Below are 25,902 nucleotides of genomic sequence, written 5' to 3' on the forward strand. Positions count from 1 at the left end.
AAGGTAAGAAAAATCAAACATACATTTCGCTGATGAAAATCAGGATTTGGCTAAAACTTCTTCTGCCGCCTTTCTGCCTGAGGCTAAGGCACCTTGTAAGGAAGGAAACTCCAAATAATCCCCCGCTAAAACGATTCCATTCGCCGCTTTTTTTACCGCTTCATAGTCATCCACTAATTGCAAGGAATGCGGTATATCGAATCTCATGACTAGACTTAGTTTCTGACCTGGCAATTGCTTTTCTAACGATTCTTTTACTTCCTTTTCCGAACTATGATGTAGTGTCGTCGCGGAATACAATGCCTTGCCTTTGGGCGCAAAATCAGGGTAAATATCCGTTAAACAGGTATAATGCAATAAATGTTCATCGCCCACAAGTCTTAATAAGGCCGGCTGAGGAGTTGATTTTTTAGCTGAAAAATAATAGGTTTTGGAGGCCAAAGTGGATGGATTTTTTTGTCCTAGTAATCGCGCTGCAACGGGTAAATCCACCGCCAATATGACCGCATGGCCTTCGATCTTTTCTCCCGTGCTTAGTGTGATGCTCGTGGCATCCACCTGAGAGATTTCTTGATTCAATCTGATCGAATCTTGTGGCAAACGTACCGCCAGTTGATCTGGAATCGCCTGTATTCCTTTTGCAGGAATCGCCGCATCACCCGACAAAAATTGATCTAAATAATAATAAAAAAGCGAGGCCGGCTGGGTCAAGTTTTCTTGCAGGAAAATGCCTTGAAAAAAAGGAATCAAAAACGCATTTTTGAATCGGTCTGAGAACGAAAAAGAATCAATTAATTCCTGCGTAGTTTGAGTGCTTCCATCTAAAGGAGCCACCTTTCCTTGAAGCTTTAACCAAATCCTAGTCAGCGAAAAAACATCCTGAATGCTAAGCAGATCTGAACTAAACAACTCAAACGGCTTACGCAAAGGGTTATAAAAAACCTGATCCTGTACCATGGCACCTGATTCAAAATACTGTAAATCAAGTGCGTTTAGATCTAGAGAACGCTGAACTTCAGGATAGGAGGTTTGTAATACTTGAAAACCACGGTCTAAAATAAATCCATCTTTTTGCATTGAGCAAACACGCCCACCCACCCGTGCTTCCTTTTCAAACAAAATGAAGTCTCTGCGGTTATCATGTAAAATATTGGCTGCTTGCAACCCGGCAATTCCGCCTCCAACAAGTAGGATGGGTTTCATAGATAAATTATATTTTTTAAAACTCTACAAAATTAAAATTGTTTAACATTCTTTTTGTTAAATTGCACATTATAAATATAAAATTGCTGAATGGAGTACCTAGTTAAGGCAGAAGGAGAGTACAAATACATCGACGAAGGACAAGGCGAAACCTTATTATTACTTCACGGATTATTTGGCGCATTGAGCAATTGGGCTGGAGTGATTAACCACTTTAAGTCTAACTACCGCGTGATTATCCCCTTAATGCCCATCCACGAGATGCCCATTAAAGAGGCTGGATGCGAAGGCTTGACCGAGTTTATTGAAGGCTTTGTTGACTTTAAAGGCTTAGATAAATTCAGTGTGATCGGAAATTCTTTGGGCGGTCATGTGGCCTTGATTTATACGCTTCGCCATCCAGAAAAAATCCAGCGATTGATTTTAACAGGTTCCTCAGGTCTTTTCGAAAACTCCATGGGAGGTTCTTATCCGAAAAGAGGCAATTACGAATACATTAAAGAACGCGTTGAATATACGTTTTATGACCCTAAGACGGCTAGCAAAGAATTAGTCGATGAGGTTTTTGAAATCACGAATAGTATCCCTAAAGTGATGCGTATTATCGCGATTGCGAAATCTGCACAGCGTAACAATATGGCCAAAGATATTGTTCACATCAAGGCCCCTACCCTATTGATTTGGGGTTTAAACGATACCATTACCCCTCCTGAAGTGGGTCACGAATTCAACCAATTAATTCCAGGTTCGACCTTGAAATTTATTGACAAATGCTGCCACGCTCCCATGATGGAAAGACCAGCTGAATTCAACGAAATAGTTACCGAGTGGTTAAACAATAACCCGATCTAACATGCTAATTCTATCACACCTAAATTACGATTTACCGGTGTTACGAATGAGTGATTCTGTGTCCAAAACCCAGAAGACCCTTCGTGCAAACGGAATCAATGCCCTAGCGGTGGTAGAGAAAAAGCAATACATTGGTCTTGTTACCGAAGAAACACTGGCGCAGGCTATCTCTCCTGATCAAACAATAGCTGACCTTCAATCCCACTTTTCTACTTTCCAAATGGAAGAGGATGAAGATGTGTTAGCCAGCTTACCCTGGTTTGACGATTCCACTGTTGAACTGATCGCCATTACGAATCCTTCGGGCTTGTTTACTGGCTATTTGACTAAATCAACAGTCGGGAATTTATTACTCAAATCAGGCTTAGAACAGAAGAATGGAGGAATTATTCGTATTCCGTTCCAAAGTTCCCGCGACAGCCTAAGTTCCATCATCCGAATTATAGAGGAGGAAAATGGATTTGTGGTGCGTAGTTTTTTCCAAGAACCAATCCTGGTGATACAAGTGCAAACCGAGACTTTTGGCAAAATCATTTCGAACCTAGAAAGACACGGTATTTTTATTGAAAAAGCGTTTGTTTTTGGGGAGCAATTAGAGGTCGATCAAGATCGATTTGATCATTTAATGCGTTTCATCGATTTATAATGGGTGTTCAATTAGCCATTCATGGGAAATCATTTTCGGCAGAAACGAAGCCGTTAATGGAAAAAATGTGGGCGGACATTTGTGCCAAAAATTGCCAACCCATCCTGTCTGATTTTTTCAAAAATCATTTATTGGAGCACGGTTTTTCGGTCGCTGAAGTTCCCAGCTATTCTACTGAAAAAGGACTAGAATCTGCGGACATGGCCTGGAGTATCGGTGGCGATGGTACCTTATTGGAAACTTTAACTCAAATAGGCCCAAGAGAAATTCCTATTTTGGGTATCAATACGGGTCGCTTGGGCTTTTTAGCCACGCTTTCGCCACCCGAAATAAGCTCTGCCTTAGACACCGTTTTACAAGGTAATTACCGAATCGAAAACAGAAGCCTTGTGGCTGTAGAATCTGAAATGGACTTTTTCGATGGCAAAGGATTCGGTTTAAATGAAGTAGGTATTATGAAAACAGATACCTCTTCCATGATTACTATCAAAGCATTTGTGGACGGAAATTATTTGAATTCGTATTGGGCTGATGGCCTTATCGTTTCCACCGCAACGGGCTCTACCGGTTATTCCCTAGCCGTAGGTGGACCTTTGGTGATACCTAGCTCCGATATATTCATCATTGCCCCCATGAGCCCGCACAATTTAAACGTGCGTCCACTCCTTGTTTCCAGTTCTGCCGTATTAACATTTGAGGTGAGTTCTCGAAGCAAAAATTTCCTTATCTCTTTAGACTCCCGTTCCAAAGTAATCGACAGCCACTTCAAAATCGAAGTCAAAAAGGCCCCTTTTTCAGCGAAACTAATCAAGATTCCCGGGGATGATTTCCTACAGACGTTGCGGAGTAAATTGAATTGGGGGTTAGATGTCAGAAATTAAAAAAGAGCTTAGGCTCTTTTTTAATTTCTGACATCTAAAGAATAAAGCAAAAAGAATAAAGAAAATATTTCGCAAAATCATCCCCGCAGGGGATTCCAACTTTATTCTTTATACTTTGTGCTCTATTCTTTAAAGTAGTCTTTTAAGCTCATTAAGCTTGAGTAGCGCCTCGATCGGCGACAACGAATTCACGTCGAGCTCCTTTAGTTGATCCTCGATTTTCTGTAATCCCTCTGGAATTTCAGCACCGAAAAGAGACATCTGATAGTTTGCCTTCGGCATCTCTTTTAGCTTATCGATGTTGTCTTCCAAGACGTGGTCTTTTTCTAAATTCTGCAAGATTTCATGCGCACGTAAAACTAAGGAAGTAGGCATTCCGGCTAATTGAGCGACATGAATACCAAAACTATGTGCACTTCCACCCGGCAATAATTTGCGCAAAAAGATGATTTTATTGCCCACTTCTTTGACAGAAACGTGGAAGTTTTGGATGCGCGGAAAGTCCTGCGTTAATTCGTTTAATTCGTGGTAGTGGGTGGCAAATAAGGTTTTGGCCTTATGAACTGGATGATTATGCAAATGTTCTGCAATCGCCCAGGCCATCGAAACACCGTCATATGTCGATGTTCCACGACCGATTTCATCCAATAAAACGAGCGAACGAGACGATAAATTATTCAGGATTGCCGCTGTTTCGGTCATCTCGACCATGAAGGTAGACTCGCCTTTCGATAAGTTGTCAGAGGCACCCACACGCGTAAACACTTTGTCCACTAAACCCAAGTTAGCGGATTCAGCAGGCACATAAGAACCCATTTGGGCGAGTAAAACGATGAGTGCCGTTTGACGCAACAAGGCTGATTTACCGGCCATATTGGGACCTGTAATCATCATAATTTGCTGCGTTTTATCGTCAAGATAGATGTCATTAGGCACATAATTCTCCCCCGCTGGCAATTGCTTTTCGATGACCGGGTGACGACCACCTTTGATATCGATGATTTCCGTTTCGTTTAAAGCGGGACGAACATAATTGTTTTTCTTCGCCACCGTAGCAAAGGAGGCTAAGACGTCCAAAGTTGCAATGCCAAGCGCATTCTGCTGAATCTGAGTGATATAGCTCAAAGCCGAAGCCACTAATTCTTGGAATAAGCGGAATTCAATCACTGAGATTTTATCTTCTGCACTAAGAATCTTTTCTTCGTACACCTTCAATTCTTCCGTGATATAACGCTCTGCATTCACCAATGTCTGCTTGCGAATCCATTCGGGTGGCACGCGATCTTTGTGCGCGTTTGTTACTTCCAAATAATACCCAAAGACCTTGTTATAAGAGACCTTCAGCGAGGTAATTCCTGTGCGTTCAATTTCACGTTTTTGGATATCCGCTAAAAAGTTCTTGCCCGAACTCGAAAGTCCGTGCAATTCGTCTAATTCCGCTAAATACCCACTCTTTATCATGCCGCCTTGGTGCATGAGCACCGGCGGGTCTTCGCGCAAAATCGTGTCAATTTTTTCCACTAATTCCGTGCAAGAATCTAAACTGGCCGCAAGACCTGAGAGACTTGGCGATGTGGATGCTGATAAAAGTGTTTTAATCTCCGGAATCTGCTGCAAAGCCTTTTTCAAGGCATTCAATTCGCGGGGATTGATGCGACCGGCGGCGACTTTGGAAATCATTCGCTCCACATCGCCAATCGGTTTTAATAAGTCCGAAACCTGATCTAATAAACTCGAAGAGACTAATAAACCTGCGACACCCTCTTGTCTTTGCTCAATGGTTTTCAACTCTTTTAAAGGCAATACTAACCATTTACGAAGCAAACGACCACCCATCGCAGTCAAAGTCTGATCGATGAGCGAAATCAAAGGAACTCCCCCCTCTTGTGTGGGATGAATTAATTCCAAATTTCGAATCGTAAAACGATCTAACCAGACATATTTATCCTCTTCAATTCGCTGTATGAAGGAAATATGACCGATGGCGCGGTGTTCGGTTTCCGCTAAATAATGTAAAATAACACCGGCAGAAATGATGCCTAGCGGACTATTTTCGATACCAAATCCTTTTAGGTTTTTGGTCTTAAAATGCTGTGTTAAAAGTGGATACGTGAATTCGTGAGTAAAAATCCACTCCTCCATGGTGAAGCTGTGAAATTGCTCACCGAAGGCATCTATGAAGGCGTTTCTATGCTTTTTGGGATACAAAATCTCGGCCGGCAAGAAACTTTGGACTAACTTCTGAATATAGGCTAATGGGCCTTGAGAGCACATAAACTCGCCTGTAGATATATCTAAAAGGGCAATTCCATAGGTAGAGGACTTCTCATCTAAAGAAATCGCAGCCACATAATTATTGCGCTTATTATCTAATACTTGGTCGTTAAACGACACACCAGGTGTCACTAATTCAGTCACCCCACGCTTCACAATCCCCTTCACGGTCGCAGGGTCCTCTAATTGATCACAAATCGCCACACGTTCACCCGCGCGAACTAATTTAGGTAAGTAGGTATCCAAGGAATGGTGTGGAAAACCGGCTAATTCGGCATCCGCGTTGCCGTTATTACGACGCGTCAGAACAATGCCCAAAATTTTCGAAGCTTTCACCGCATCTTGGCCAAAGGTCTCATAAAAATCCCCCACCCGGAACAATAAAATAGCCCCAGGGTATTTCGCCTTGATTTGATTAAACTGCCTTGAAAGTGGAGTTTCCCCTTTTTTCAATGGCTCCTCTCCGTTGTCTGCTTTCCGTGCCAAATATTTCTTTTCTATTAAAGACAAAAATAAACCAAATTTTCTATTTTTGATTTCTCTAAACCAGATTAACAAAATGATTAATTCCTCAATTTACATTAAATCTCAACAAGAGGTTTTCGATGTAGTGATCGTGGGTTCCGGTGCAGGTGGCGGTATGGCGGCTCACACCTTAGCTAAAGCTGGCGCTAAAGTTTGCATCCTGGAGGCTGGACAGCCTTTTGACCCGGCAGACCCGAAAGATATGACCCAAATGAAATGGCCTTACGAATCTCTCCGCCGAGGAGCGAGTAGTTCGCTACGTAATTTCGGGGATTTTGATGCGGCTTATGGCGGCTGGGACATTGAAGGTGAACCTTATACTCGCAAAAACGGCACGAAGTTCGATTGGTTTCGTTCTCGGATGGTAGGTGGTCGTACGAACCACTGGGGCCGTATTTCCTTGCGTTTTGGTCCAGATGATTTTAAACGGAAAAGTATCGATGGTCTTGGCGATGACTGGCCTATCGGTTATGATGATATGAAGCCTTATTACGATAAGGTGGACAAAATGATTGGGGTTTTTGGGACAAATGAAGGCCTAAGAAATGATCCAGATGGTTATTTCTTGCCTCCTCCAAAGCCTCGTCTACATGAATTAATGATTAAAAAGGCGAATAAAGCTTTAGGCATTCCGACTTACCCGTCGCGTATGTCGATGCTAACTAAGCCGATCAATAACGAGCGTGGATCTTGTTTTTATTGCGGCCAGTGTAACCGCGGTTGTTCAGCTTACGCAGATTTTTCGTCGTCATCGGTTTTAGTAAAACCAGCTGTCCAAACAGGTAATACTACCTTACTTCCATTCGCCATGGCGCGTGAAGTAATGACAGATCCAATTACAGGCTTAGCAACGGGTGTTTCTTATGTGCATACTGGCACGATGATGGAATATTCTGTCAAAGGGAAAATCGTTGTTTTAGCAGCTTCTGCTGGTGAAACGGCGCGTTTATTATTGAATTCAAAAAGTGCTCGTTTCCCGAACGGTATCGCGAATTCCAGCGGTGTTGTGGGTAAATACATCAATGACTCTACGGGAGCATCACGCTCAGCCATCATTCCCTCTCTATTCGATCGCAAGCGCTACAATGAAGATGGTGTAGGTGGCATGCACGTGTATACACCTTGGTGGTTAGATAACGCTAAATTAGATTTCCCACGTGGATACCACATCGAGTACGGTGGAGGTATGGGTATGCCTAACTATGGTTTTGGCTGGGGAATCGAAGGCTTGAACGGGCGCGAAAACTTCAACCGAGATGGCATTAAAAAAGCAGCAGGTGGATACGGTGCGACCTTGAAAGAGGATTACCGTCGTTTCTATGGTGCTTATGTGGGTTTTGCGGGTCGAGGAGAACCCGTTCCTCGCGAAGATAATTACTGCGAAATTGACCCGAATGTGGTAGATAAATTTGGTATTCCTGTTTTACGTTTCCACTATAAATGGAGCGATTATGAAGTGAAGCAGGCCAAACACATGCAGGATACTTTTGAAGAAATCATTCACTCGATGGGTGGAGAGGCTTTAGGCAAAAAACCTGGTGCTGACAGCAATTATGGTCTAGCAGATCCAGGTCGCATCATTCACGAAGTAGGAACGGCGCGTATGGGTAACGATAAAAATACTTCAGTATTAAACTCGAATTGCCAAGCTCACGACGTGAAAAACTTGTTCGTAGCAGATGCGGCACCATTCGTTTCTCAAGGAGATAAAAACGCTACTTGGACGATTCTAGCGTTATCCCTTCGTACCTCCGAATACATTATCGATCAACGCAAAAAAGGCAACCTGTAAGATGAAAAGAAGAGACTATTTAAAAAATATGGGCTTAAGTTCACTGGGCTTAGCCGTTTTCAATCCCGATGAAAAAGCGATTGAGAATTTAGAATTAGGAAAAGTTCCGGTTAAAAGACCGAATGGCCGTACCCAAGAGGAAGCAGAACAAGAAGCCGCACTAAAAGCGGAAATATTCTTGAATGCGCACGAATTAGCGACCATTACGATCCTATCTGATATCATAATCCCAGCGGACAAAAAATCTGGCAGTGCCTCTCAATCAGGCGTAACCGCCTTCATCGAGTTTATCGTGAAGGACAAACCTGAATTTAAGACGCCGATGCGCGGTGGATTACGTTGGTTAGATGTCGAATCAAACAAACGATTCCAGAAAAATTTCACTGAAATCACCCCTGCTCAACGCATCAATATCGTAGACGATATCGCGTATCCCGGCAAAACGCCAAAGCATTTAACGCAAGGTGAGTCGTTTTTCACTTTAATGCGTAATTTGACTGCCACAGGTTTCTACACTTCGAAAATCGGTATAGCAGACTTAGAGTACAAAGGAAATACGCCGAACCAATGGAATGGTGTTCCAGATGAAGTTTTAAAACAATACGGTTTGAGTTATGACGCCTAATCGTGTCGCCAGACCCCGTATTTTTCAATCAATTCCTAACCTCGTGGCGGGTGTTAGCACCCGCCACGGAGGTGTAAGTGAGGCTCCCTATTCTTCCTTAAATTTAGGCGTGCACACAGATGATTCACCCGAAATCATCGAACAAAATCTTTCTATTTTCTGCGCTGACTTAGGCATTTCTCCTAGCGATTTAGCGCGATCCTACCAGGTCCATGGGGATAAAATTTGGGTGACAGGACGTCCAGGATATCAATCAGGCTTTGATGCGATGGTTTCCGTACAGCCTGGCGTTTTTGCCGGTGTGGGAATCGCGGATTGCACACCCATATTATTAGCTGATCCGGTTACCCGCGTTTGCGCGGCAATTCATGCGGGTTGGAAAGGTACGGTAGCTGGAATCGTGGAGAAAACAGCGTTACGGATGATTGAGAATAGAGGATCGAATCCGGCGGATATTTTGGCCTACATAGGCCCCTGTATTAGTCAAACTCATTTTGAAGTGGGCGATGAAGTAGCGGCACATTTTGCGGAGGATTTTAAAACACGAAAAGCTAGCAAATGGCACGTGGACTTAAAAGCTTCTAATGCGGCTCAATTAAGTAGATTGGGAATCCAGCAAATTGAAATTGATTCAGCCTGCACCGTAGAGAACAATGCCGATTATTTTTCTCACCGAAAAGAAGCAGGAACCACAGGTAGAATGTTAGCCCTAATTGGATTTCAAATTGCGTAAAAACAATTGGCGATTGATGTTTTCCTTCGGAAGTAATTCGTAGGCTTTTTGGTAATCCTTACGCTTCAAATCCCCATTTTTCACGGATTTAATAAAGTTAATCCACGCAAATGGATTTGTCAAAGCCAGCATGGGACTACTGAAGAAATTCTTATTCGCTTGGGATGAAATCATCATATCAGAGAAATTCCTAAAATTAGACGATGCTCCCATGCCCGCCTGCATCGCAAACACATTTAATTTAGACTGCTCCAGGTTATCTCGCGCATTATCTCGCTCTTTCTTATTGCGTAATTCCATCGCTAAAAAGGCCTGCTTAAATTCCTCTTCGCTCGAATGAGGGAACACCTTCACATCGCGCAACATCGTGGTCATCTCTTCCATCGGAATGATCACCTGGTGCACTAATTCGGTATCACGCGGAACGATATAGTACTTTTTCTTATAGCCGATGTAGGAAATCACTAGGCTATCCCCCGGAAAAACATACATGTCCACTTGACCGAAATTATCACTCAGGGCACCACGACCGGCTTGTGGATTAAAAATATAGGCCAAAGGAAGGAACTCCGCATTCGATGATGCCACCACACGTCCTTGGAATAAGACCGTTTTGTCTTGCCCTTGTGAGAAGGCTGTCCAAGACAGGAGACTCAGCAACAGTATTCCCAGAAATCGCATCGCATGTTTCATTTCGAAACCGAAGTTATAAAAAAATAAATTTCACCCATGTTAAAGCCTGTTAAAGCTTAGTGTTTGGGGAATAATTTCAAGAACGTAATGATGAAAGGAATTGATAATAGTAAGCCATCGAATCGATCCAAAAAGCCCCCATGACCTGGAATCGTATCTGCTGAATCTTTGATATTAATACTGCGCTTGAATAAAGACTCCACTAAATCGCCGTATGTTCCTGCCACCACAATAATCACACCGATACCAAACCATTGCCATGACTCAAAATTGGTATAATAAATAGACAAAACATAGGCCACAATCATCGCGGCAATTAGGCCACCGATACTTCCCTCCCAAGATTTCTTAGGGGAAACACGTTCGAATAATTTCGTTTTACCAAACTTCGTCCCCGCAAAATAGGCCCCAGAATCACTAGCCCACAACAAGAAAAGGCAACCTAGGACGATCTGGGGATCATAGGTTTCGTTTTGGATAAAGGCTAAAACAGTTAATAAGGCAAAAGGCAAGGCCACATAAATAATACCAAGGAAGGTATAGGCGATGTTTTTGAAGGGTTTTTCATCATTTGCCTTGTACAACTTGATGAAGAAAATGAGCGCCAATAAGGGCGAAAGGATATAATAATTCGAATAAGCGATCTCCCCTTTTTCGATAAAAAAGGTCAATAAATGAAGGACTACTCCGCAAAATGTTCCGTAAAAAGTAAGGGGTAAATTATCGCTAATGCTACCTACTAATTTATAAAACTCTAACTGAGCCGCTACTCCGATTAAGAGAAATAAACCCAAAAAGGTATAATCGCTAAACAGCACACAAAATAGCAAAAACGGTACCGCCACGATGGCTGCGATCACGCGTTGTTGCAAATTAGACATCTCTCTTAAACCCATATCGTTATTTTTCTAAACGCATGCCGTGTAAACGGCGAATATAAAACACCACCAAAGCAGCGGAAATGACAACGGACCACCAAGGAGTTATTTCCCCTAATTTCTCCGGATCAACAGCTATTTGCTTTTGCTGGTACATATATTGCATGGTCAGCGTCCAGCCATTATTAAATAAATGCGCCACAATCGGAATCCAAATGTTGCGATTCCACACATATAAATAACCAAAAAAGGCGCCTAAAAATAGGCGTGGAAAGAATCCAAAAAATTGAAAATGAATAAAACTAAAAATCCCTGCAGACAACCAAATTGCCACGTGGTGATTTCCAATATAGCGCTCAAATAAAGATTGCAACACACCTCTGAAGAATAATTCCTCCCCTAAAGCAGCTAAACCTGCAATCACCGCAAGTCCAATCGCAAAGTCCATCGGACTGTGGAAGTCCACTAAAAACTTCGTTAATTCTGCTAATTGAGTCTCCGATGCCCGCATCCACTTCTCCGTTTCCTCAAAACCAGCCGGCAACACAAGGGATTCGTTCCATTGAATAAGGTACTCCAAGAACGGCATTCCCACTAAAATCGTAATAATAGACCAAAGAAAAATACGGTAATCGGGTGTAGGACCCTCCGAAAGAGAATTTAAATCCCGCTTTTCTGACCAACGCAAATAGGCCCAAGAACTCGCTACGAAGGTAAATAGCGCAGAAAACCATTGCAAGGCCATCATGGCTCTGAAAGCTCCCTCATAACTTTGGGGGTGGGCCATGAAATCCAAGACTGATTTCTGGAATTGATTGACATCCTGAGTAGGAAAACCAATAATTAATACCACGGATAAAAGACCAATGAATTGGCCAATAAAGCCTCCCAAAAGGAAAAATCCGAATAAAATTAAAATTTTGGACAGCAATCCCACGTAACGTTCGGGGCCCTGAAAATTGTTATCTACCATAATGCTCGTAAATTTACGGAATTTTTAATCAGAATGGTAAAGATAGGTAACATCGAGCTAGGCTCATTCCCATTACTTTTAGCCCCCATGGAGGACGTGTCTGATCCGCCTTTCCGCGCGGTCTGTAAGGCGAACGGGGCTGATTTGATGTACACCGAGTTTATTTCTTCTGAGGGCCTCATACGAGATGCGGCGAAGAGCGTACAAAAGCTCGATATATTTGAATACGAAAGACCGATTGGGATTCAACTTTTTGGTAGTTCCATCGAAACCATGGCTGCTTGTGCAGAAATTGCGACCAAGGCTGGCCCGGACTTAATCGATATCAATTACGGTTGCCCAGTAAAACAAGTGGCCTGCAAAGGCGCTGGTGCTGCTTTACTGCAGGATATCCCTAAAATGGTCTCCATGACCAAAGCAGTGGTGGATGCCACACACTTGCCAGTAACCGTTAAAACGCGTTTAGGCTGGGATGATTCTACGAAAAATATTGAGGAGGTGGCGGAACGCCTGCAGGATATTGGTATACAGGCTTTGACTATTCATGGCAGAACACGCGTACAGATGTACAAGGGGGCTGCGGATTGGGAATTGATATCGAAAGTGAAGAATAATCCACGGATTAAGATTCCGATTTTGGGCAATGGCGATATCGATTCTCCGGAGAAAGCGAAAGAATACCGCGATCGCTACGAAGTGGATGGCATTATGATAGGCCGCGCTTCGATCGGATATCCTTGGATTTTCAACGAGATAAAACATTATTTAGCCACTGGAGAGCACTTAGCGCCTCCTACCTTGCAACAACGCTTGCAGGTTTGTTTAGATCACCTCGATTTCTCCATCCGCTGGAAGGGAAATCACGGGGGTATCGTCGAAATGAGACGGCATTATGCGAATTATTTCCGCGGAATGGATCACTTCAAACCGTTTAGAACCCGCTTAGTTACTAGCTACGAATTTGAGGAAATCAAAGAGATCCTGAATGAAATCTCAGCGCATTACGCTGGAGAACCCTTACCAGCCTAATGGAAAACAAACAAAAATCCCCCGTAGTACTTGTCATTTTAGCCTTTGTGGCCCTTTCATTGATTTGGGGAAGTTCCTTCATTTTAGTGAAGAAAAGTTTAGTTTATTATAGCTCTCCTCAAGTAGGTGCGTTACGCATTTTTGCCGCCTTTATCTTCTTTATTCCGGTGTTTTTAAAACAAAGACACGAGGTGAAGAAAGAACATTGGAAGAGCTTTTTATTAGCTGGCTTGACGGGTAATTTATTGCCTGCTATCCTCTTTTCAATCGCGGGAAAGCATTTGACTTCAGCCTTGTCTGGCATGTTAAACGCCTTTACACCTTTGTTTACGCTAATCGTAGGAATTTTACTATTCAAACAAGGCTTTCAATGGCGCCAAATACTGGGTATTGTGTTAGGTATCGCTGGCTGTTTTGGCTTAATCGTGGGTGGCGAAGGATTCCATATCGATTTTAATTACCATGCGCTTTGGGTGGTGTTAGCCACTTTCTTGTATGGGATTAATTTACATATCATTAAGACCAAATTATCCGGATTAAATCCCTTCACTTCTACGTCAGGTATTTTTATGGCGATCGGACCTTTATCGCTGATATTATTAGGCTCCACCGGATTTTTCGCTCAACCCATTGAATGGTGGCCCTTTTTAGCGGCTTGTTCTTTGGGCGTTTTCGGCTCCGCGATTGCCATGGTCTTGTTCAATCAGTTGATTAAATGGACCAATGCCATTGTCGCTAGTTCCGTGACCTACATCATTCCGATTGTGGCTGTGGGTTGGGGCGTTTTTGACGGCGAACAAGTCTACCTTTCGCAATTTATTGCGATGATCGTCCTGCTCATTGGGGTATATGAAATCAATCGATCAAAGGCTTGATTTTGATTCAATCATAGGCCCACGAGTTCCTATGCCATTTTCATTGAAGGCTTCGATTTGGAAATAATAGGTCTTTCCTCGGTCCATGGATTTGAAATAATACTCATTAGTCCCAAAAACCTGCACCGACGTGTACATTTTATCGGGGGCAATTCCAGAGTAGATAACGTATCCCGTAGCTTTCGGATCATGGCCCCACTTTAACCAAGCACTTCGAGAATCGTGTTCCCCACGCAAGACCAATAGATCCTTGATGACACCCGGTTTTGCTCCATGGCCAAAACCAAAAGCACGAATCCCCGAAATCGCGAATTTACCTGCCGCCATATGGTGATTCACCAATTTTAAGTACCGCACCTCCACCGAATGTGGAAGCTCTACATAATCATGCGGGATATCTGTCTTGTTTTTAGACTTATCGATAATCAGCTGCCAGTTTTTACCATCCTTACTTCCGAACACCTGGTATTGGTGGTAAATCCCATTCATCTTTCCTAAAAAACTTGAATCCACATCTTGATCCGCATAGTTTATCTGCAAAGCCTTCAAGGTGGAAACATCGCCTAGATCTGTTTCAATAAACTCGCCCTTTTTATTCGAAGCTGCAGACCAATAGGTCCTCATCTGCTCATCCACCGCAAAATTCGCCGAATAACCTGGCAAACTAGAGGAAACGCGCACTGGTTTATTGTAATTCAACAGCATCCAGCCCGTAAATAATTCAGAAGGAACATCGACTTTTTTCGTCGGCATTCGATGCGGATAATCCCCATAAGCTGTATTCGTATAAAGAATACCGTCTTTATCAAAATAGGTAGGCCAAAGCCCCAAGCGACGCTCAAAACTATTCTTCACCGCAATTGTAATCGTAGACACATGCCACCAATTGCCAAACTCTCCCTCAAAAGTAGCCCCATGCCCAGCCCCGCGCGTAAATCCGCCTGGTTTAAACGAGAATGGATTATGTGACTGGTAGGTAAATGGCCCCATCGGATGATCTGAAGTATACACCCCATCTCCATAAGCAGAGAATTCAGTTCCTGGCGCACCATATTGCAAATAATATTTGCCTTTGTACTTATTCATCCAGGCCCCTTCCATAAACGGTTTTAAGAACGTATTGTCTTGGTATTCCCCAAAACGCTCCCATCCATGCACCTCATCATTCAGCTTAATCAAATCTTTACGTTCACCGATCGGTTGCAGCGTTTTGCGATCTAATTCCTGACCATACATCGGGTAGAAATTGCTCGATCCGTGGTATAAATACAGGCGGTTATCATCGTCTAAAAAGAAAGCCGGATCCCAAGCTCCAGCCGTGAAGGCGTGTACGGCCTCTTTCCAGGTGTCGGTTTCTGGTTTTTGGGAATACCATAACGTAAAATCCTTCGCATAGGTCGATCCAATCACTAATAAACTATCCCCTAAGGTGAGTGTAGCTGGTGCACACAATTCATCATAGACTTTATGGTAAGGCTGTAAGAATCGGCGCGACACAAAGTTCCATTTTAGCATGTCGTTGCTCCACCAATAGCCCCACTGATTCGTTGAAAAAAGATAATATTTCCCTTGAAAGTAGGAGATAACGGGGTCCGCAGTGGCTCTGTGACGCCCCTGTTCAGAGAAATTGGGAATGGGAGTAAACCCATAATCCAAGTTCATGGGATTGCAATAAGTGGACGTTGATTGTGCCGTCAGGCTAAAAGACAAAATAAAAAGCAAAAATGCTGGAACAATTTTCATAGTTTTGAGGTCATATAGGTGCCGGGCTTAGCTGGCCAAAGTATGGACAAAGTAACTAAATTTCAGGGAATTATTTGGGCAGTGGTGTTGATCTCTTTGTGGTCCGCTAATTTAGCCTATTGGATACAGGTCGATTTCAGCTGGTCAGACCCTTTTGTTTACCTTTCGATTCTGATACAAACCCATTTATATACGGGATTATTTATCACTTCGCACGACGCCATTCATGGGGTTGTTTATGCAGAAAATCCACGTCTAAATCATGCGATTGGACGTTTCTGCACGATTCTTTTTGCCTTTAATGATTACAGCACCTTGCGAGCGAAGCACCACCTGCACCACGCGCATGTGAATACGGAAGGAGATCCTGACGTGCACCAGGGGTCATTTTTGCTGTGGTGGTTCAAATTTATTTGGCAATATGTGACCTGGAAGCAAGTGCTGGCCATGGCGATTACTTATAATGTGTTGAAAATTTGGTTCCCCATGTGGAATTTGATTTTGTTTTGGGAGCTTCCGGCTATCTTAAGTACGCTCCAGTTATTCATTTTTGGAACTTACTTACCACACCGAGGGGAACATGCGCCGGATAACAAACAGCAATCTAGAAGTCAGAGTAGAAACCATGTGTGGGCCTTTATTTCCTGCTACTTTTTTGGCTATCATTTTGAGCACCATGCGCATCCCTATTTGCCTTGGTATAAATTACCACAAGCGAAGGACGAAAACCTTGCCTAGACCTAGATTTTTCCTAAATTTGCATCGCACAAAATCGACATAAACGATCCCCTCATGAAAGAACCTAAATACAAACGCATTTTACTTAAACTTTCAGGCGAATCTCTTTCGACCGATGGAGAGGTGATTGACCCAACCATTTTAGGTCAATATGCCGCTGAAATTAAAAAAGTGCATGATTTAGGCGTGGAAGTAGCGATCGTGATCGGCGGAGGAAACATCTTCCGTGGTGCGAGTGCTGCCAAAGCCGGAATCGACCGAGTGCAAGGTGATTACATGGGCATGTTAGCGACCGTAATTAACGGGATGGCTGTTCAGGCTTCTTTGGAAAAACAAGGATTATATACCCGCATGATGACCGCAATCAAGGTCGAAGCCGTTTGCGAACCATTTATCCGCCGCCGTGCGATGCGTCACTTAGAAAAAGGACGTATCGTGATCTTCGGAGCAGGAACGGGTAACCCGTATTTTACGACGGATTCAACTGCCTCACTAAGAGCGATTGAAATCGAAGCAGATGTGGTTTTAAAGGGCACGCGTGTAGACGGTGTTTACACGGCTGACCCAGAAAAAGATGCATCAGCTACTCGCTACACGAATTTAAGCTTTACGGAGGCAATCTCGAAAGGGTTAAAAATTATGGATACAACGGCATTTACCTTATGCCAAGAAAATAATGTTCCCATTATCGTATTCGATATGAACAAAGAGGGGAATTTAGCGGCCTTAGTTTCAGGTGAGGACGTAGGTACATTAATTAGCTAATTGAAAAATGGAAGAAATTGAATTCTACATTGACGCGACTGTCGAAACCATGGACGGTGCGATCAAGCACTTAAACATTGAATTATCTAAAATTAGAGCAGGAAAGGCGCACACATCGATGTTAGATGGCCTAACCATCGATTACTATGGCATGCAAACACCGATTTCAGGTGCTGCCTCAATTACAACACCGGATGCGCGTACGATCGCGATCAAACCTTTTGAGAAAGGTATTTTTGGTGAAATCGAAAAGTCTATTCGTAATTCTAGCTTAGGTTTAAATCCAATGAATGACGGTGAAATTATTCGTCTTTCGATTCCTCCATTAACGGAAGAGCGTCGCCGAGATTTAGTTAAGCGCGTAAAACAAGAGATTGAAGTAGCTAAAATCAATATCCGTAATGCGCGTCAAGACGGAAACAATAGCATTAAGAAATTAAAGGGCGACGGCGTTTCGGAAGATTCGATCAAAGAAGCAGAAGATAAGATCCAAAAGAAAACAGATGCCTATATCGCGAAGATCGACCAGATCTTCAACGAAAAAGAGAAAGACATCATGTCAGTTTAAAAAGGAAAGCCTCGAAATTCGAGGCTTTTTTTATGCTTGTAATCCTTGTGCGTAACCCATCTCTAGCATCCGACGAATATCCATTTTCGTAAAACGCTGAATATCGATGCTCAAGGGATGTAAAGGTCGAATAATCGTTAATTTAACTTCTGATCGCTGCAGGCGAAGATCCGCATTTAAAATCTCATTGACCGCAATATCCATCACCCGATCTACTAGGGCTAACAAATCACCAGAATCAAAATCTCCTCCATCGATCATCTCCGTGTGGCAGGCAATCACGACTACCTCAGTCGCACCATCTTGAATAGCTTTCTGCAAGGGTGCCACATCGCGTAAACCACCATCTAAATAGGATTTACGCTTCTGCCCCTGAATTTTGACAACCGGCATCAAAATTGGTACGGCAGATGAAGCTAGTAAGTATTCTGTAAAATCCTCAAAACTAGGATCCACGTAATGCATCGCTCCTTCAATCACATTCACAGCCCCCACTTTTAATCCCACAGGACTTAGCTGAAGATTACGAATGCTTAAGACATCTGTCAAGAGATGGCGGAGAGGAGTTGTGTCCACGAGGCCTTTGAACTTCTTGGTCAAAGCAGTCCAGCCTAATTCGAAAATGTTAAAGGGCTTAGATAGACTTTTAGGATGCGTAATGCGCGTCTCCCAAAAATCCCATAAATCTTGTGCTGCTTGCGGATAAGAAATCGGAATTCCCTCATGAACTTGGTGCCCAAACTGATTCACCAAATACGCAGCATTCAAACTCCCAGCTGACACACCATAAATGGCATCTGGCTGATATCCTTTCTCAAAAAGTGCTTTAATGACCCCAGCCTGAAAGGCCCCTTTTACAGATCCTCCTGCTAAGACTAAAATCTTGCTCATATTACCTTTTTATCCACAATTCTGTTTAAATTTACGCAATTTACTGGCCTAAACAATCCCCATGCCTTACTCCATCTCTTCTATTCAAGCTCCCATCGATGATTCGATGAAAGCATTCGAAGGGAAGTTTAAATCGTTCATGAAGACAAAAGTGATGTTGCTAGACACCATCATGCATTATATTGTCCAAAGGAAGGGAAAACAGATGCGTCCGATGTTCGTTTTTTTAACGGCGGGATGTATGGGTGAAATATCAGAGAAAACCTTCAGAGGCGCTGCCTTAATTGAATTATTACACACCGCTACGCTCGTTCACGATGACGTCGTAGACGATTCGAATTACCGAAGAGGATTCTTTTCCATCAACGCCATCTGGAAGAATAAAATCGCCGTTTTAGTGGGGGATTATTTATTATCCAAAGGCCTATTACTATCTGTCGAGCACGAAGATTTTGATTTATTAAAATCCGTTTCTACCGCGGTGCGCGAAATGTCAGAGGGCGAATTATTGCAAATTGAGAAAGCGAGAAAACTAGACATCACGGAAGAGGTCTATTTCGATATCATTACCAAGAAAACAGCGACTCTGATTGCTGCTTGCTGCGCAGTCGGATTTCAATCAGCTGGAGCAGATGCGGAAATGGTCGAGAAAGCGCGTTTGTTTGGGGAGAAAGTGGGTATCGCCTTTCAAATTAAGGATGACTTGTTTGATTACGGAGATGCGGAAATTGGGAAACCTTTGGGAATCGACATCAAAGAGAAAAAGATGACGCTTCCACTGATCTATGCCCTTCAAAACACCGATAGCTCCACGAAGAATCGCATCATACAAATCATCAAAAAGGAGTCCGAAGATTCAAATAAAGTACGCGAGGTCATTGACTTTGTTAAATCAACGGGAGGCCTAGCCTACGCAAGCCAAAAGATGAACGAGATTGCGGAAGAAGCCAGAGCCATCTTAGCCAGCTTCCCTGCATCCGAGTACCGCAACTCGCTGGGCGACTTGATTAGCTATACGATCGAACGTAGCAAATAAAAAAGGGAACCATTGCTGATTCCCTTCCTTCCTGTATCCTAATGTAGATTAACGTGGACCACCGAAGCCACCGCCTCCACCACCCATACGCATGCCTGGCATACCCATTGGTTGAACAGGTGCTGGAGCTGCATCACCACCTTCGCCTTTCGTATCATCATTATTCACTGATTTCTTCTTCTTCGTAGGACCGAATGACATCTTACCAATACGGTAAGAGAAGTTGATCTTGAAGTTCATATTTCTCAAGGTATTCTCACTTACCTGGTTGATCGTCGCCGTTTTCGTCTCGTTGCGAATAATAAAGCCATTAGGCGTCAAGAAGTTCTCTGCCCCAAAACCAATGCTTCCCTTCTTATTCTTAAAGTCCTTCTTAAAGCTCAAGCTATAGATTCCGAATCCGCCTTGAGAACCTTGCAATTGAATTTGGTTCACCCGGTAGAAAGAGAATACTTGCGCTCCCCAACCATTTCCAATGTTGTAATTACCAAACACACGGAAGTTCGTTTGAAGACCTTCATTTCTTGCATTTAAAAGTGGATCAGCTACATTATTTGCTAATACTAAGTAAGACAAGTCACCGCCACCACCGATCATCAATTTATTCGATAGATTCACGTTCAGGTTAATGTTCATCCCAAAGGCATCTTCATTTCCAATATTACGAGATGTTGTCTTTACCGTATCACCAAATACCTCTCTGATTACATTTATCGCACCCGTCGTATTTCTCATGAAAAATGAAGTCGAGATGTATGTCTGCTTGATGAACTTACTGTAAGACACCTCGTAATTATTCGTGTATTCTGGCGCTAAATTAGGATTACCCGTCGAGATATTTAAAGGGTTGGTCGCGTTCACGTTCGGATTCAAGTTCTGAATACCAGGACGTTGAATACGGCGGTTATAGCTAAATCTCCAAGTACCTGACTTGAATGTCTTCGACATGTTAAAGCTAGGAACAAGTACACCGTAAGCTGGAATTACCGTATTTTGACCCTCTTTTTTCGAAAAGCTAGCCGAGATGTCGGTATATTCATAACGAGCACCCGTCTTAATACTCCACTTATTTTTTGTTGTTACCGTGTAAGAACCGTAAGAACTAAGAATATTTTGATTATAATCAAATACGTTAGAAGGCAAAATAGCCGAATTGACTTGGGTGTATACCCCATTACTACCTGCCGTATAGGAAGTATAATCAGAGGTCACATTACGCACAATACCTTTAGATCCAAACTCCAACATTTGATTTTTAGCTATCGGCGTCTGGTAATCTAATTGGAAGGTAGCCTCCTCATTATACGAACCATTCTCATTCTTAATGGAACTCAAAATCTCCGACATCGTCGACTTGGGATTCAAGATCAAATTATAAAAATCATTTGAGCGGTTATTGCGACTGTACATCGATAAGATCGAAAATTCCTTTTGTGGTTTTTCAAATGTATGGGTATAATCCACGTTAATGTCCACGTTTGCAGACTCATCTAACGAGTTCGTATTACGTAGAGAAGTAAGCACCCCATTTCTAATTTGTTGCAAGCCGTCTTGCCAGTTATTTCCATTACGTAAACCAAAACGTGTACTAGCTGTAATCGAATTGTATTTATTGATGTCCCAATCAAAACCCAATTGGTAATTTCCAAACAAACCTTCTCTTCTCGATTCAGCTGTCTGCACGTTACGCGTCTCCACGCCCATGTTCTGCGTTAATTGCGTGCTTTCGAATTTACCATTCACATTGTACTCAGAACGTCCAAAACCACCCAATGACAATCCCCAGTTCTTATTTCTAAAATTACCGTTTAGGGATAAATTAGAACCTCTGACACCGGCTGAAGAATCAAAAGATAAAGTCAAACCTTGCAAAGTATTCTTTTTCGTCACGATATTAATGATACCCGCTGAACCTTCTGCATCATACTTTGCTGAAGGTGAAGTAATTACCTCTACGGTTTTGATCATATCCGCCGGAATTTGTCTCAACGCATCTGCAATACTAGACGCCATAATGGTGGATGGCTTGTTGTTAATTAAAACTCGAACACTGGTAGATCCGCGAAGTGATGGATTACCATCTAAATCCACAGAAAGCATCGGCACTTTTTTCAACACATCTGTCGCATCTCCCCCTTTATTAGAAGCATCTTTTTCTGCGTTATACACCGTACGATCCACGCGCTCTTCAATTAAAGCACGCTGACCTTCCACCGTCACTTCAGAAAGCATTTTAGAACTTTGTTGCAATTTGATTACCCCTAAATCGCGGTCGTCATTTTTCTCCGTGATGTTAACAAAAACCGTTTTGCTATCGTATCCGATAAAGGAAACAACGATTTTATAGGAACCTACTGCGACTTTATTCAAGGTGAATTTACCCACGCCGTCCGCAACAGTTCCATCGACTGGCTTGTTTGTTTTTGTATTAATTAAGGCCAAAGTGGCGAATTCCACTGGCTTTGAATCGGTTGAATCTAATAGAAATCCGATGATTTTTGCACTTCCTTTCGGTGCTGCTTGAGCCGTACCTGGGATAATCGTTTCTTTCTTAGGCGCTGCACCGAAACCACCCATCCCACCTGGAATTTGTGCGATAGCTGATACTGATAAGGTAATCAGTGCGAGTAAGCTGATAATTTTTTTCATTGTTTGTTGTTTATTGCTTCCATTAACGGATGCAAAATTTGTTCATTCTAGTTAAAGGCCTTCTTTTTTGCGACCAAAATGGGTAATTTGTAGTCCAATATGTCATTCAAACTCCAGACTCCTCGGCTAACTTTGATCCCGCTTCAACAGCAGCACTTGCTGGTTTGGCAAAATTCAGGGCGCAAAGATCTGGAAAAAATGCTAGATCTACAGCATAACCCCTGGGAATTGGAATTGTTCTATGAACAAGAAACCTTGCTGGCCTTGCGGGATTTTTGGATCCCACAAACGGCAAAATTTCCACTGGATTACTATTGGTACACAAATTGGGAAATAATCCTCAAATCCTCGTCCTGCTCTGTGGGGGGAATCGGCTTAGCTGGCTTACCCGATGACGAAGGCACTAGCGAAATCGGATATGCACTCGATCAGAAATTCAGAGGCCAAGGAATCGCCACAGAAGCGGCACAAGCTTTGACCGAATGGGCCTTTCAAGATGCTGGCTTGCAAGTTTTACGCGCGGAGACTCCGGTGGATAATGCGGGATCGCAACGTGTTTTGGAAAAAAATAAGTTCCAAAAAACGGGAGAGAAAACACTCCCGCTCGAAATACCCCTACAAGTTTTCACCTGGGAACGCCGTCGTTACTGATCTTTTTCAGTAATTTTACTGAATTGCCAATGTTAGACAGCTGAACACATGCAAAATTTCACCTCCGTAAAGGACGCGTACAATATCCAAAACTTAGTCAACGAAGCTTTGTTGATGAAGAAGACACCCTATGCTGATAAGCATATTGGGAAAAACCGTACCCTCGGTTTATTATTCTTCAACTCGAGTTTACGTACCCGTTTATCTACCCAAAAAGCCGCTCAAAACCTCGGAATGGAGGTGATGATTATGAATGTAGGGGCAGATTCTTGGCAATTAGAAATGAACGAAGGCGTTATCATGAATGGTGATAAGGCGGAACATATTTCAGAAGCCGCCGCTGTAGTGGGCTCATATTGCGATATCGTCGGTGTTCGCAGCTTCCCAGGTCTAGTAGATCGGGAATTAGACTACAGCGAACAGGTATTAAATCAATTTTTAAAATATACGGGTAAGCCGTTAATTAGCTTGGAATCGGCGACTCGCCATCCATTGCAATCCCTGACAGACTTAATTACCATCAACGAATATAAAACGGTGGCGCGTCCTAAAGTCGTTTTGACTTGGGCACCTCACGTGAAAGCATTGCCCCAATGTGTGCCTAATTCCTTCTCTGAATGGATGAATCACGCAGACGTGGACTTCACGATTGCCCATCCGAAAGGCTATGAATTAGCTCCTGAATTCGTAGGTAACGCGAAGATTTGTTACGACCCGAAGGAGGCATACGAAGGCGCTGACTTCATTTATGCGAAGAATTGGTCATCCTACCAGGACTACGGAAAGATCCTTTCTTCCGATCCAGCTTGGATGGTCGATGCAGCTAAAATGAGCGTAACTAATAATGCCAAATTTATGCACTGCCTTCCTGTAAGACGGAATTTAGTCGTGGCAGATGAAGTCATTGATTCTCCTAACTCGATTGTGATCCAGCAAGCTGGGAACCGGGTTTGGGCGGCACAGGTCGTTTTAAAGGAGATGATCTTAACCTTAATGAGAACAGAAAGCCCTTATTTATTCTAATATGTCTTCAAAGCAAAATCTTCAAGTAGTCAAAATAGGCGGGAATGTCATCGACAATCAGAGCGCTTTGGCTAGCTTTTTGACAGATTTTGCTTCTCTTGAAGGTCCTAAAATTCTCGTGCATGGCGGTGGCAAGATTGCCACTCAAATGGCAGCATCTATGGGAATAGAGAGTCAACTGATCGAAGGCAGACGAGTAACAAACGAAGAGAGTCTTCGGATCGTCACCATGGTATATGCCGGCTGGATTAATAAATCCATCGTGGCAGACTTGCAGGCCATTTCCTGCAATAGCCTAGGTTTATCTGGACCTGACGGTGGATTCGTTGTTTCTAAGAAAAGAGCCGCACAGCCTATCGATTATGGTTTTGTGGGTGATATCATTCACGTGAATGCGTCATCGCTTTCGGGGTTGTTAGCAGCCGGTTTTTCACCGGTCTTCGCTCCCATCACGGCGGATGCATCCGGTCAATTGTTGAATACGAATGCGGATACGATGGCACAGGCTTTAGCCATTGCCCTCAGTTCAGCCTACGATGTGACACTAACCTATTGTTTTGAGAAGAAAGGCGTATTATTAGATCCTGCAGATGATGATTCTGTTGTTTCGTCGATCAACCCAGCTTCTTTTCAAGACCTAAAAGAAAAAGGCATTGTCTCTGCGGGGATGATTCCCAAATTAGAAAATGCTTTAAAGGCCATCTCTGCCGGCGTTTCCGTAGTGAGATTGTGCCATGCGGATAATCTGCAAAAAGCAGAGATTGGAACTAAAATAAGTGCCTAATATGTACCAGGAATCTCAATTTCTAGCCGCAAAAGACCTATTAGCTCAGCTAATAGCTTGCCCTTCGTTGAGTAAGGAGGAGCAGGGAACGGCGCAGATTTTGGAAGATTTTTTTGCAACGCAGAGCATTCCTACGAAACGTATAGGGAATAATATCTGGGCTTCTAATTTGCATTTCGATGCATCGAAACCAACGATTCTATTGAACTCTCACCACGATACGGTGAAAGCAAATGCTTCCTGGACCTTTGATCCATTCAAAGCAACGGAGCAAGAAGATAAACTGATTGGATTAGGATCGAATGATGCAGGCGCTAGTTTAGTTTGCTTGATTGCCACCTTTGTATCTTTTTATTCCGAAGAGAATCTAGGATTCAACTTAGTGGTAGCTGCCACCGCCGAAGAGGAAATCTCCGGAACGGGTGGAATAGAGGCCCTTTTGAATTCAGGTGAATTACCGCACATCGATTTCGCGATCGTAGGTGAACCTACGGATTGTACCATGGCCATTGCTGAAAAAGGATTAATGGTAGTGGATGCACAAGTGAAAGGAATTGCCGGACATGCGGCGAGAAATGAGGGGGTGAATGCGATTTATTTAGCTTTGGAAGATATCCAAAACATCCAAAACCATTCGTTTGCAAAGGTTTCCGAGCTTTTAGGACCTGTAAAAACAACGGTTACTGTCATCAATGCAGGTAAACAACATAATGTGGTTCCTGATGTGTGTGATTTCGTGATTGATTGCCGGGTAAACGAATGTTATTCTTTAGAAGAGGTCTTAGCTGAATTGAAAACCATCGTTCAAGCGGAATTAACTCCGCGGTCAATGCGCTTACATTCCAGCAAAATGGAGGAAACGCATCCACTTGTTCAAGCGGCTAAAGAATTAGGCATTTCTTTATTCGGTTCCCCTACCCTTTCTGATCAAGCTTTATTAACGATACCTTCTGTCAAAATCGGTCCCGGACACTCCGGTAGATCACATACGGCAGACGAATATATCTTCTTGGATGAACTAAAACAGGGCATCCAAACCTATCAAAATCTACTAACAACCCTAAGCATTTAAGAT

24 protein-coding genes are annotated in these 25,902 nt (G+C 43.0%); 16 read left to right on the plus strand and 8 right to left on the minus strand.

The genetic code is table 11. The features are described from left to right. Positions 1–39: 39 nt before the first annotated feature. On the minus strand, positions 40–1,203 hold the full coding sequence (locus tag V7S74_RS04045) for an NAD(P)/FAD-dependent oxidoreductase (protein ID WP_406777481.1): 1,164 nt from the start codon (positions 1,201–1,203) through the stop codon (positions 40–42). 90 nt (positions 1,204–1,293) lie between these two features. Here V7S74_RS04045 and V7S74_RS04050 point away from each other — a divergent pair, with 90 nt between their 5' ends. Genes V7S74_RS04050 through V7S74_RS04060 form a run of 3 tightly spaced genes read left to right on the plus strand, consistent with a single transcriptional unit; the run spans position 1,294 to position 3,582 of the window. Further along, complete coding sequence (locus V7S74_RS04050) at positions 1,294–2,055, plus strand: alpha/beta fold hydrolase (protein ID WP_406777482.1); 762 nt, start codon at positions 1,294–1,296, stop codon at positions 2,053–2,055. Between the two features lies 1 nt (position 2,056). Further along, complete coding sequence (locus V7S74_RS04055; protein WP_406777483.1) at positions 2,057–2,701, plus strand: CBS domain-containing protein; 645 nt, start codon at positions 2,057–2,059, stop codon at positions 2,699–2,701. Next, positions 2,701–3,582, plus strand: coding sequence for an NAD kinase (locus tag V7S74_RS04060; protein WP_406777484.1), 882 nt, complete (start codon positions 2,701–2,703; stop codon positions 3,580–3,582). Before V7S74_RS04055 ends, V7S74_RS04060 begins: the two co-directional genes overlap by 1 nt. 129 nt (positions 3,583–3,711) lie before the next feature. Here V7S74_RS04060 and mutS read toward each other — a convergent pair whose 3' ends face one another. Further along, complete coding sequence (gene mutS, locus V7S74_RS04065; protein ID WP_406777699.1) at positions 3,712–6,357, minus strand: DNA mismatch repair protein MutS; 2,646 nt, start codon at positions 6,355–6,357, stop codon at positions 3,712–3,714. Between the two features lie 58 nt (positions 6,358–6,415). On the opposite strand from mutS, the gene V7S74_RS04070 reads away from it, so the two are divergent. From V7S74_RS04070 to pgeF, 3 genes are read left to right on the plus strand one after another with little or no spacing between them, the layout of a single operon-like run. Further along, complete coding sequence (locus V7S74_RS04070) at positions 6,416–8,173, plus strand: GMC family oxidoreductase (RefSeq protein ID WP_406777485.1); 1,758 nt, start codon at positions 6,416–6,418, stop codon at positions 8,171–8,173. 1 nt (position 8,174) lies between these two features. Continuing rightward, positions 8,175–8,798: a gluconate 2-dehydrogenase subunit 3 family protein gene (locus tag V7S74_RS04075; protein ID WP_406777486.1), complete on the plus strand. Its 624-nt coding sequence runs from the start codon at positions 8,175–8,177 to the stop codon at positions 8,796–8,798. Continuing rightward, positions 8,788–9,531: a peptidoglycan editing factor PgeF gene (gene pgeF, locus V7S74_RS04080; protein WP_406777487.1), complete on the plus strand. Its 744-nt coding sequence runs from the start codon at positions 8,788–8,790 to the stop codon at positions 9,529–9,531. Before V7S74_RS04075 ends, pgeF begins: the two co-directional genes overlap by 11 nt. Here the strand turns inward: pgeF and V7S74_RS04085 are convergent. The 3 genes from V7S74_RS04085 to V7S74_RS04095 are packed head-to-tail and all read right to left on the minus strand — an operon-like array spanning position 9,508 to position 12,075. Then, entirely contained in the window at positions 9,508–10,224 is a 717-nt protein-coding gene (locus V7S74_RS04085) for a peptidase associated/transthyretin-like domain-containing protein (RefSeq protein WP_406777488.1), read from the minus strand. The genes pgeF and V7S74_RS04085 overlap by 24 nt on opposite strands. Positions 10,225–10,280: 56 nt before the next feature. Then, on the minus strand, positions 10,281–11,120 hold the full coding sequence (locus V7S74_RS04090; RefSeq protein WP_406777489.1) for a phosphatidate cytidylyltransferase: 840 nt from the start codon (positions 11,118–11,120) through the stop codon (positions 10,281–10,283). Between the two features lie 4 nt (positions 11,121–11,124). Further along, complete coding sequence (locus V7S74_RS04095) at positions 11,125–12,075, minus strand: CPBP family intramembrane glutamic endopeptidase (protein ID WP_406777490.1); 951 nt, start codon at positions 12,073–12,075, stop codon at positions 11,125–11,127. 33 nt (positions 12,076–12,108) lie between these two features. On the opposite strand from V7S74_RS04095, the gene dusB reads away from it, so the two are divergent. Together dusB and V7S74_RS04105 are read left to right on the plus strand one after the other, a co-directional pair. Then, a complete protein-coding gene (gene dusB, locus V7S74_RS04100) occupies positions 12,109–13,104 on the plus strand; it encodes a tRNA dihydrouridine synthase DusB (RefSeq protein ID WP_406777491.1) in 996 nt (331 codons plus the stop codon). Further along, a complete protein-coding gene (locus V7S74_RS04105; RefSeq protein ID WP_406777492.1) occupies positions 13,104–13,979 on the plus strand; it encodes a DMT family transporter in 876 nt (291 codons plus the stop codon). The genes dusB and V7S74_RS04105 overlap by 1 nt, the downstream gene beginning before the upstream one ends. Here the strand turns inward: V7S74_RS04105 and V7S74_RS04110 are convergent. Next, the gene (locus V7S74_RS04110; protein ID WP_406777493.1) at positions 13,968–15,722 is read right to left on the minus strand and encodes a family 43 glycosylhydrolase; all 1,755 of its coding nucleotides are present in this window, start codon (positions 15,720–15,722) and stop codon (positions 13,968–13,970) included. The two genes, V7S74_RS04105 and V7S74_RS04110, sit on opposite strands and share 12 nt — an antisense overlap. Positions 15,723–15,764: 42 nt before the next feature. On the opposite strand from V7S74_RS04110, the gene V7S74_RS04115 reads away from it, so the two are divergent. The 3 genes from V7S74_RS04115 to frr are packed head-to-tail and all read left to right on the plus strand — an operon-like array spanning position 15,765 to position 17,793. Then, positions 15,765–16,460, plus strand: coding sequence for a fatty acid desaturase (locus V7S74_RS04115; protein ID WP_406777494.1), 696 nt, complete (start codon positions 15,765–15,767; stop codon positions 16,458–16,460). A gap of 54 nt (positions 16,461–16,514) precedes the next feature. Continuing rightward, complete coding sequence (gene pyrH, locus V7S74_RS04120) at positions 16,515–17,225, plus strand: UMP kinase (protein ID WP_223130215.1); 711 nt, start codon at positions 16,515–16,517, stop codon at positions 17,223–17,225. Between the two features lie 7 nt (positions 17,226–17,232). Further along, positions 17,233–17,793, plus strand: a complete 561-nt coding sequence (gene frr / locus V7S74_RS04125; protein WP_406777495.1) for a ribosome recycling factor — start codon at positions 17,233–17,235, stop codon at positions 17,791–17,793. 30 nt (positions 17,794–17,823) lie between these two features. Here the strand turns inward: frr and V7S74_RS04130 are convergent, their stop codons facing one another. Then, the gene (locus tag V7S74_RS04130; protein ID WP_406777496.1) at positions 17,824–18,684 is read right to left on the minus strand and encodes a patatin-like phospholipase family protein; all 861 of its coding nucleotides are present in this window, start codon (positions 18,682–18,684) and stop codon (positions 17,824–17,826) included. A gap of 61 nt (positions 18,685–18,745) precedes the next feature. Here V7S74_RS04130 and V7S74_RS04135 point away from each other — a divergent pair, with 61 nt between their 5' ends. Beyond that, positions 18,746–19,720 carry a polyprenyl synthetase family protein gene (locus V7S74_RS04135; protein ID WP_406777497.1) on the plus strand — a complete coding sequence of 325 codons (975 nt, stop codon included), beginning with the start codon at positions 18,746–18,748 and terminating at the stop codon, positions 19,718–19,720. Positions 19,721–19,768: 48 nt separating this feature from the next. Here V7S74_RS04135 and V7S74_RS04140 read toward each other — a convergent pair whose 3' ends face one another. Then, the gene (locus V7S74_RS04140) at positions 19,769–22,369 is read right to left on the minus strand and encodes a TonB-dependent receptor domain-containing protein (RefSeq protein WP_406777498.1); all 2,601 of its coding nucleotides are present in this window, start codon (positions 22,367–22,369) and stop codon (positions 19,769–19,771) included. A gap of 99 nt (positions 22,370–22,468) precedes the next feature. Between V7S74_RS04140 and V7S74_RS04145 the strand changes: the two genes are divergently transcribed. Genes V7S74_RS04145 through V7S74_RS04160 form a run of 4 tightly spaced genes read left to right on the plus strand, consistent with a single transcriptional unit; the run spans position 22,469 to position 25,899 of the window. Further along, positions 22,469–23,020 (plus strand): GNAT family N-acetyltransferase, encoded by a 552-nt coding sequence (locus V7S74_RS04145; protein ID WP_406777499.1) that lies wholly within the window; start codon positions 22,469–22,471, stop codon positions 23,018–23,020. 48 nt (positions 23,021–23,068) lie between these two features. Continuing rightward, entirely contained in the window at positions 23,069–24,043 is a 975-nt protein-coding gene (locus tag V7S74_RS04150; RefSeq protein WP_406777500.1) for a Rossmann-fold NAD(P)-binding domain-containing protein, read from the plus strand. A 1-nt stretch (position 24,044) separates the two neighbouring features. Further along, complete coding sequence (argB, locus tag V7S74_RS04155) at positions 24,045–24,827, plus strand: acetylglutamate kinase (protein WP_406777501.1); 783 nt, start codon at positions 24,045–24,047, stop codon at positions 24,825–24,827. 1 nt (position 24,828) lies between these two features. Continuing rightward, entirely contained in the window at positions 24,829–25,899 is a 1,071-nt protein-coding gene (locus V7S74_RS04160) for a M20 family metallo-hydrolase (protein ID WP_406777502.1), read from the plus strand. The last annotated feature ends 3 nt before the right edge of the window (positions 25,900–25,902 follow it).

The sequence above is a fragment of the Aquirufa novilacunae genome, from assembly GCF_045310505.1.
GTDB classification, from domain to species: domain Bacteria; phylum Bacteroidota; class Bacteroidia; order Cytophagales; family Spirosomataceae; genus Aquirufa; species Aquirufa novilacunae.

Excerpts from the sequence above, each read along its gene's own strand:
- V7S74_RS04075 (WP_406777486.1), top strand. The coding sequence starts at position 8,175 with ATGAAAAGAAGAGACTATTTAAAAAATATGGGCTTAAGTTCACTGGGC.
- pgeF (WP_406777487.1), top strand. The coding sequence starts at position 8,788 with ATGACGCCTAATCGTGTCGCCAGACCCCGTATTTTTCAATCAATTCCT.
- frr (WP_406777495.1), top strand. The coding sequence starts at position 17,233 with ATGGAAGAAATTGAATTCTACATTGACGCGACTGTCGAAACCATGGAC.
- V7S74_RS04160 (WP_406777502.1), top strand. The coding sequence starts at position 24,829 with ATGTACCAGGAATCTCAATTTCTAGCCGCAAAAGACCTATTAGCTCAG.
- V7S74_RS04060 (WP_406777484.1), top strand. The coding sequence starts at position 2,701 with ATGGGTGTTCAATTAGCCATTCATGGGAAATCATTTTCGGCAGAAACG.
- V7S74_RS04045 (WP_406777481.1), bottom strand. The coding sequence starts at position 1,203 with ATGAAACCCATCCTACTTGTTGGAGGCGGAATTGCCGGGTTGCAAGCA.
- V7S74_RS04140 (WP_406777498.1), bottom strand. The coding sequence starts at position 22,369 with ATGAAAAAAATTATCAGCTTACTCGCACTGATTACCTTATCAGTATCA.
- V7S74_RS04115 (WP_406777494.1), top strand. The coding sequence starts at position 15,765 with ATGGACAAAGTAACTAAATTTCAGGGAATTATTTGGGCAGTGGTGTTG.
- V7S74_RS04050 (WP_406777482.1), top strand. The coding sequence starts at position 1,294 with ATGGAGTACCTAGTTAAGGCAGAAGGAGAGTACAAATACATCGACGAA.
- V7S74_RS04070 (WP_406777485.1), top strand. The coding sequence starts at position 6,416 with ATGATTAATTCCTCAATTTACATTAAATCTCAACAAGAGGTTTTCGAT.
- V7S74_RS04145 (WP_406777499.1), top strand. The coding sequence starts at position 22,469 with ATGTCATTCAAACTCCAGACTCCTCGGCTAACTTTGATCCCGCTTCAA.
- V7S74_RS04130 (WP_406777496.1), bottom strand. The coding sequence starts at position 18,684 with ATGAGCAAGATTTTAGTCTTAGCAGGAGGATCTGTAAAAGGGGCCTTT.
- dusB (WP_406777491.1), top strand. The coding sequence starts at position 12,109 with ATGGTAAAGATAGGTAACATCGAGCTAGGCTCATTCCCATTACTTTTA.
- V7S74_RS04085 (WP_406777488.1), bottom strand. The coding sequence starts at position 10,224 with ATGAAACATGCGATGCGATTTCTGGGAATACTGTTGCTGAGTCTCCTG.
- V7S74_RS04095 (WP_406777490.1), bottom strand. The coding sequence starts at position 12,075 with ATGGTAGATAACAATTTTCAGGGCCCCGAACGTTACGTGGGATTGCTG.
- pyrH (WP_223130215.1), top strand. The coding sequence starts at position 16,515 with ATGAAAGAACCTAAATACAAACGCATTTTACTTAAACTTTCAGGCGAA.
- V7S74_RS04150 (WP_406777500.1), top strand. The coding sequence starts at position 23,069 with ATGCAAAATTTCACCTCCGTAAAGGACGCGTACAATATCCAAAACTTA.
- V7S74_RS04105 (WP_406777492.1), top strand. The coding sequence starts at position 13,104 with ATGGAAAACAAACAAAAATCCCCCGTAGTACTTGTCATTTTAGCCTTT.
- V7S74_RS04110 (WP_406777493.1), bottom strand. The coding sequence starts at position 15,722 with ATGAAAATTGTTCCAGCATTTTTGCTTTTTATTTTGTCTTTTAGCCTG.
- V7S74_RS04055 (WP_406777483.1), top strand. The coding sequence starts at position 2,057 with ATGCTAATTCTATCACACCTAAATTACGATTTACCGGTGTTACGAATG.
- V7S74_RS04090 (WP_406777489.1), bottom strand. The coding sequence starts at position 11,120 with ATGGGTTTAAGAGAGATGTCTAATTTGCAACAACGCGTGATCGCAGCC.
- argB (WP_406777501.1), top strand. The coding sequence starts at position 24,045 with ATGTCTTCAAAGCAAAATCTTCAAGTAGTCAAAATAGGCGGGAATGTC.
- V7S74_RS04135 (WP_406777497.1), top strand. The coding sequence starts at position 18,746 with ATGCCTTACTCCATCTCTTCTATTCAAGCTCCCATCGATGATTCGATG.